Below are 7,175 nucleotides of genomic sequence, written 5' to 3'. Positions count from 1 at the left end.
ATTTTTGGCATCAAGAATCAGTCCGTCCACGCTGCCGAGTTTGACGCCTTTGACAGAACGGAATTCACCCACGGCCTGCGCAGGGGAGGTGCCGATGGCGAAGAAGCGTGAGATGACGACTTCCTGTTTGGGCGCGAGTTCCAGGGTGTCTTCGACTTTTTCCGTGCCGGTGACGTTGAGTGTGCCGACGGCGTAGCCGCACTTGTGGGCGGGATTGATGGCATCGGTCCAGAAGATGCCGTCCGTCGTCATGCCGGTGACATCAAAGCGAGTGAGGTCCGATTTGGTGAAGACCTTTTGAGGCTTGTCGGTTTCGTTGCGCAGCGTGGTGGTGATGATGATGCCCTGCGTGCCGTCTTGGACGCGGTATTCATGCCTCTTGTAGACGCCGCCGTTCTTTGCGGCGGTGGTGACGGATTCCACGGCGGCCACGCTCTTTTCCTTTGAGTCGAGGATTTTCACGTAGCTCACGGGGCCGTGGCCGCAGGGACCATAGACGACGAGTTGGTCGTTGTTGGCACCGCGCAGGGTGAGATCGTAGAGGCAGCCTGGGGTGACGCCGTCTTCACCGTAGAAGGTGCTCATGTTGGCTTTGCGATTGGGCGAGTTCTGCGAGATCACGGCCTCGACCTTGTCGCTGCGCAGAACGAAGTCGCCGAGGATGCCGTCTGCCTCTTTGCCCTTGGGAAGTTCGGTTTCGCGGCCTAGCGCGGCTTCAAAGACTTCTGCGGCAGGCACGGAGCTTGCGATAAGGAGGGTGAGCAGGATGGCTGACTTCATGGTTGGGAACGAAAGCTGTAACCAACGGACATCGGAGTGACATCTTGTGAACGGAAACAATTTAGTTAAACTAGCGCGTGTCTTTTCCTAGCAAACGCCTCCTGTGGCTCGATCTCTTCCGTGGTCTGGCCGTGCTGGGCATGGTCTGGACGCACTCGGCGAACACGTTTCTCGATGCCCGACTGCAGCATACTGGGTGGTATCACGAGCTTACTTACTACCATGGACTGATCGCTCCGGCGTTTTTCTGGATCGCCGGATTTGTGCGGGCGCATGTGACATCGGCGGTGCCAAAGCCTGCGCTGCCTGCCTTTAAAAGGCTGCTGATGGTGCTGTTCATCGGCTACCTGATGTATGTTCCATGGCTGGATCTGTTTCATGCACAGGGGTGGCGTTCTACGTGCACGGTGAATGTGCTGCACTGTCTGGCCATCAGCGGGATGCTGATGCTGCTGGCTGAGCGATTTGGCCGGTGGCGGCAGGTGGTGGTGGTCGTGATGCTGGTCTTCTTTGTGGGACTGCAAAAGTCGGCAGAGCGCTGGCACACGGGGGTGCTGTTCATTGATCAGTATTTCAACCGCAACCAGGGTTCGCTCTTTGCGCTGTTCCCGTGGGTTGGGTTTGGGCTGGCTGGTTTTCTGACGCGTTGGCTTTGGGACGGCAAGGTGAGCCGCCATGCGGCGGTGGTCTTTATTTTTGGGGCGTTGCTGGCCTTTGTGCAGCCGTATTCATGGCAGGGAGGGCCGCCTGAGTTCTTTCTGGAACGTCTTGGCTGGGTGATGATGGCCGCTGTGCTGGTGGCCTGCGTGGCGGACCGCCTCAGTGCCGTCACCGGCTGGCTGCGACTGGCGGGCCGTGAATCGCTGCTGCTGTATGTGGTGCATTTGCTGCTGATTCATGCAGTGCCGCTGCCTCGGCTGCCCTTGCAGTTTCTCATTGGCATGACCCAGACACTGTGGGGGGTGTTTTGGATTTTTGTGGGGCTGTTTGTCGTGTCGCTGGGGCTGGGGTGGTATAACGAGCGGCGAAAGATGCGGCGATAGCGAGGGCACGTTGAGGATCAGTGGCAAGAGCCTTGCACTTTAGGGCGTAGTTTGAGCCTAACCATGATCCAAAGTCGCCACGTTCTTGCCTTCATCCTATTCACCTCCTCGCTCGCTGCGGAGGTGGCGAAGGTTCATCCTGCGCAGGCGATGGGTCTGCTGAAGACGCAGTGCCTCGGCTGCCATAATGCGGAGAAGAAGAAGGGCGGACTGTCGCTGGAGACGCGTGAACTGGCCCTGAAGGGCGGCGAAAATGGTGCCGCCATCGCCGGAGATGCGGATCACAGCGCCTTGATCAAAGCGCTGAATGATCCGGGGGATGCCCACATGCCACCGAAGAAGCAGATGCCTGAGAAGCAGATCAATTTGCTCAAGGCCTGGGTGAATGCGGGGGCACCCTGGGATGATGCGGCCCTGAAGAAATTCGGCGAACTGACGCCTGCGGACAAACTGACGGCGTTGCCTGCGAGCCACACACCGGCGGCGGCGATGGCGCTGAGTGCGGATGGCAAACGCCTGGCTGTGGGGCGTGGCAACCGGGTGCTGATTCGTGATGTGACGGCGAAGGATGCGCCGGTGGTGGCGACGCTGGAAGGCCACAAGGATGTGGTGCAGTCGCTGGCGTGGAATGCGGATGGTTCGCTGCTGGCGGCGGGTGGTTACCGGAGTGTGCTGGTTTGGAAGTCCCCGGCATGGGAAGTCGCGCATACATTGACAGCACCTCTGGAAGGGCGTGTCACGGGTGCGGTGTTTCTGCCGGACAATGCTACGCTGATTTTGGCGGACGGAGCCACGAGTTTGAAGGGGGTGCTGCATCGCTGGAAGCTTGGAGAACCGAAACCTGCGCAGACGGTCGAGGCGCATGCGGACAATGTGCTGAGTCTGACCCTGAGCCGTGATGGGAAGCAGATCGCCACCGGCGGCGCGGACAATCTGGCCAAGGTGTGGGATGTGGCCACGCTGAAGGAAGTGGCGCGGATCGAGGGCCATGTGGGGCACATCGTGGCGCTGGGATTCAGTACGGACGGCAAGTGGCTGGCCACTGGCAGCGCGGACAAGGATCTCAAAGTCTGGGACATCGCCAGCAAGGAAATGATCATGCTGCTGGGAGACAAAACTTCGCCTGTGAACGCGCTGCTGTGGTCGCCGGATTCGACCAAACTGACGTATTTTAACGACAACGGCAGCGTGCATGCCGTCACGGAATTGAAGGCGCATGATGGCGTGCGCCTCGCCTTCACTTCGGGGACGGACAAGCGGATCGGCACGCTCGAAGCCGTGCCGAATGCCGCCGTGATGACGGCGGATGGCAAAAACGTCTATGCCGCCACTGATGCGGGCGATGTCTTTCAGATCGATGAGAAGCTGAAGGTCACGAAGCTGAACGGCCCTGCTGTTGCCCCTGCTGCACCGAATCCCAAGGCGCTGTCCTTCACACAGGACATCCTGCCCGTGCTCAGCAAGGCAGGGTGCAATCTGGGCAGCTGCCATGCGAAGTCGTCCGGACAGGCGGGCTTTAAACTTTCCATCTTTGCCTACGATCCGAAGGGCGACTACATGGAGCTGGTGAAGGACTCGCGCGGACGTCGCGTGTTTCCGGCGTTGCCGGAAGACAGCCTGCTGCTGCAAAAGTCCGTAGTGCGTGTGCAGCATGAGGGCGGGCAGCGGTTTGAGCCAGACTCCGAGTCGGCGAAGACCATCGCGGAATGGATTCGGCAGGGGATGCCGTATGAAACGCCGGGCCAGCCTGCGCTCACGGGGATCGAGGTGGTGCCTGCTGAAAAGACGTATCGCAAGAATGAAGCGGGTGCTTTGAAGGTCACGGCGAAGTACAGCAACGGCACCACGCGCGATGTGACGGGGCTGACGGACTATATTTCGTCCGAGAAATCCATCGCTGCGGTGGATGAGGAAGGTCACATGAAGACCACGAACGAAAGCGGAGAGACGGTCATCGTGGCGCGCTACATGGGGCAGGTGGCCATCTCGCGAGTGGCCGTGCCTGCGGACAAACTGCTGCCGCCGGAGCGCTACGCGAAGCTGACCGTGCGCAATGAGATCGACAAGCTTGTTTATGCGCGGCTTCAAAAGCTCGGACATCTGCCCAGCGACACCTGCACGGATGCGGAGTTCCTGCGCCGCACGACGCTGGATGCCATCGGCATGCTGCCGACGGTTGAGGACGCCCGCGCCTTCGCCGCGAACAAGGATCCCAAGAAGCATGAGCAATGGGTGGATGCGCTGCTGCAGCGCCCCGAGTGGGCTGACCACTGGGCCATCAAATGGGGAGACCTGATCCGCCCGAATCCTTCGCGCGTCGGCGTGAAGCCTGTCTATCTGCTGGATCAATGGATCCGACAGAGCTTCCGCGAGAACAAGCCCTGGGACCGCTTTGTGCGTGAACTCCTCACGGCGCAGGGCAACACGCATCAGGACGGGCCTGTGGCGATCTGGCGTGACAAGCGTGAGCCAGTGGATGCGGCCACGTTTATCGGTCAGATCTTCCTCGGTGTTCGCCTTGAGTGCGCGAAGTGTCACCACCATCCGACAGAGAAGTGGGACCTCACCGATTACTACCAGATGGCGGCGTTCTTCACGCAGATGAAGCGCAAAGGGCAGGGGATCTCTGCGCCGATCAGTGGTGAGCCGGAGCAGATGTGGTTTGCGCCTGGCAACGCGGGCATCGAGCATCCAGTGACCAAGGCCACGCTCAAACCGCGCCCGCCTGCCGACAAGGAGATCACCATCGCTGAAACGCAGGATCCGCGCGCGGTGCTGGCGGACTGGATGACCGATTCGCACAATCCTTACTTTGCGCCTGCCATTGTGAACCGTGTGTGGTCCAGCTTCATGGGGCGCGGCATCGTCGATCCGGTGGATGATTTCCGCGCTTCGAACCCGCCCACCAATGCGCCGCTGCTCGACTGGCTGGCGCAGGATTTCGTGAAGCACGGCTATGATTTGAAGCACCTCATGCGCAGCATCATGCTGTCGCAGACTTATCGCCTCAGCAGCCTGCCGAATGAGACGAACATCGCCGATTTGAAAAACTACAGCCGCAGCTACCGCCGCCGTCTGCCTGCGGAAACGTTGCTGGATGCCGTGTGTGAAGTCACCGAGGTTCAGGAAACTTTCTCCGGCATGCCATCGGATGCGCTGGCGAAGCAGACGTGGAATCACAAGCTCGACAGCCAGTTCATGGACGCCTTCGGCCGTCCCAATGCCAGCTCCGAATGCCCCTGCGAACGCGATGCCAAACCCAGCGTGGTGCAGGCGCTGCATCTGATGAATTCGACCAAGCTGCAGGAAATGCTGATCAGCAGTAAAGGGCGCGTGACAAGGCTGGCCAAAAGCGACTTCAAGCCGGAACAGATCATGGAGGAACTCTACCTTGCCTGCTACTCACGCCTGCCCACCGCCGAAGAGGTGGCGATTGCAGGGAAGGCGCTGGATGTGGGTGTCGCGAACCGGCAGGCAGCGATTGAGGATGTGCTGTGGAGTTTGCTGAACTCGGCGGAGTTTGTGTTTAATCACTGAAACCGATACTTTTGTTCGATTTCGCAAGAATCCCCTAGGTGGGGCGTAATTTCAGTGTCTCTCATCGATTCACCCATGTCACGAATCACTCACAACTGCGCCGGTCACATGCGGCGTGATTTTCTGAAGCTCGGTCTCACCGCTGCCGGTGGAGGCTTGGGCTTTACGGATCTGCTGCGTGCACGAGCCATGGCAGCGCAGGCTCCGCAGCCTTCGATGTCACGGCCTGTGAACTGCATTCTGGTGTGGCTGGATGGCGGCCCATCTCACTACGAGATGTTTGATCCGAAGCCGGATGCTCCGAGCGAGATCCGTGGTTCACTGGGCACAATCCCGACCAGCGTTCCAGGGGTGCGTTTCTCTGAAAGCGTGCCGCATCTGGCCAAAGCGGCGGACAAGTTCACCGTGCTGCGCAGCGTGACGCACAAGGATCCGAACCATGGTGGCGGCAATCACTACATGATGACGGGTGCGCCGACACCTGTGCCGGTGGGCTGCGGTGCCTTTGTGACCTTTCATCCGTCTTTTGGCAGCGTGGTGAGCTACAAGCGTGGCATCAAAAACGGCCTGCCTGCCTACATGACGCTGCCGAGCATCACCCGAAGCGGGGGGCCGAATTTCCTCGGTGCGGAGCACGCGCCTTTTGTTGCCGGTGGCGACCCGAACGCGAAGGGCTTCAAGGTGCGCGATGTGGTGCTGCCTTCTGAGATTTCCGATGCACGCGGGCTCGCACGCCGTGATCTGCGCCACTCGCTGGACCGCATGAAGCGTCTGAATGATGCCGTGGCTGAAGATCCGGCGGTGAGCTTTGACACTTTCTACGGTCAGGCGGTGGATTTGATCGCCTCGAAGCCTGCGCAGGAGGCCTTTGATATTTCGCTGGAAGATGAGAAGACGCGGGATCTCTACGGTCGCAATGATGTGGGCCAGCGCATGCTGCTGGCACGTCGTCTTGTGGAAGTGGGGGTGCCGTTTGTCACCGTGAACTACGGCGGCTGGGATCATCACCGCGATCTGTTCAAGACCTGCAAAGGTGAGTTCATGAACAAGTTTGACCAGGGCATGGCCGGCCTGATCACCGATCTTGATCGCCGTGGTCTGCTGGAAAGCACGCTGGTCGTTGCACTGGGAGAATTTGGACGCACGCCGAAGATCAACAAGGACTCTGGCCGCGACCACTGGCCTGGCGCGATGAACATCCTCTTCGCAGGCGCGGGAGTCCCACGCGGCGGCATTGTCGGTGCCACCGATCCGAAGGGCTACTACGCCAGCGACAACATCTATTCGCCGGAAGACTTTGCCGTGACGCTTTACAACAAGCTTGGCATTGATCCGCATCAGGTGCTGCACACCAGCAGCGGACGCCCGGTGCAGCTGATCAACGGCGGCAGGCCCATCCGCGAGCTGTTTGCGTGATGCGCCGGGAAATGTCGAATGACGAATGCCGAATGACAAATGGCCGCAGTGCGCTGGCTTTTGTCATTCTGTGCTCCGCCTTCATCTCTTCAGCATTTGCTGCTCCGCATGCGTTTGAAAGTCTCTTTCCTGCGGGAGGGCAGATTGGCAGCCGCGTCGAGACGCTGGTGAGCGGCAAGGGGTTGGAGAAAGAGACGCTTCTGGTCTGGAGCAGCGATCCGCAAGTGGTGGTGCTGGGTGGTGACAAGCCGAAGAAGTTCTTCCTGAACATCTCCAAGGATGCTGTGCCCGGTCCGTGTCTGATACGGCTTTACAACGCAGCGGATGCCTCGCCGCCGCGCATTGTGGAAGTGGGCAAATTTGAAGAGGTGCTGGAAAAGGAGCCCAATGACACGCTGG

The 7,175-nt window shown here is 59.8% G+C and carries 4 protein-coding genes and 1 pseudogene; 4 read left to right on the top strand and 1 reads right to left on the bottom strand.

Annotated features, from left to right (window positions below; genetic code table 11):
* On the bottom strand, positions 1–780 hold a 780-nt coding region (locus ACIREA_RS22595; RefSeq protein ID WP_397384614.1), incomplete at its 3' end, for a hypothetical protein.
* 77 nt (positions 781–857) lie between these two features.
* On the opposite strand from ACIREA_RS22595, the gene ACIREA_RS22590 reads away from it, so the two are divergent.
* The 4 genes and pseudogenes from ACIREA_RS22590 to ACIREA_RS22575 all read left to right on the top strand — a co-directional run.
* A complete protein-coding gene (locus ACIREA_RS22590) occupies positions 858–1,823 on the top strand; it encodes a heparan-alpha-glucosaminide N-acetyltransferase domain-containing protein (protein WP_397384613.1) in 966 nt (321 codons plus the stop codon).
* Between the two features lie 63 nt (positions 1,824–1,886).
* A complete protein-coding gene (locus tag ACIREA_RS22585) occupies positions 1,887–5,360 on the top strand; it encodes a DUF1553 domain-containing protein (RefSeq protein ID WP_397384612.1) in 3,474 nt (1,157 codons plus the stop codon).
* A gap of 75 nt (positions 5,361–5,435) precedes the next feature.
* Positions 5,436–6,776 (top strand): DUF1501 domain-containing protein, encoded by a 1,341-nt coding sequence (locus ACIREA_RS22580; RefSeq protein ID WP_397384611.1) that lies wholly within the window; start codon positions 5,436–5,438, stop codon positions 6,774–6,776.
* A 32-nt stretch (positions 6,777–6,808) separates the two neighbouring features.
* Positions 6,809–7,175 (top strand): annotated as a pseudogene (locus ACIREA_RS22575) (hypothetical protein); the annotation flags it as partial.

It is taken from the genome of Prosthecobacter sp., from assembly GCF_044373815.1.
GTDB lineage: Bacteria > Verrucomicrobiota > Verrucomicrobiia > Verrucomicrobiales > Verrucomicrobiaceae > Prosthecobacter.
Note: the sequence above shows the minus strand (reverse complement) of the source record. Positions and strands in the feature narration are given on the sequence as shown.

Coding starts and splice junctions, on each gene's coding strand:
- ACIREA_RS22585 (WP_397384612.1), top strand. CDS start 1,887: ATGATCCAAAGTCGCCACGTTCTTGCCTTCATCCTATTCACCTCCTCG.
- ACIREA_RS22580 (WP_397384611.1), top strand. CDS start 5,436: ATGTCACGAATCACTCACAACTGCGCCGGTCACATGCGGCGTGATTTT.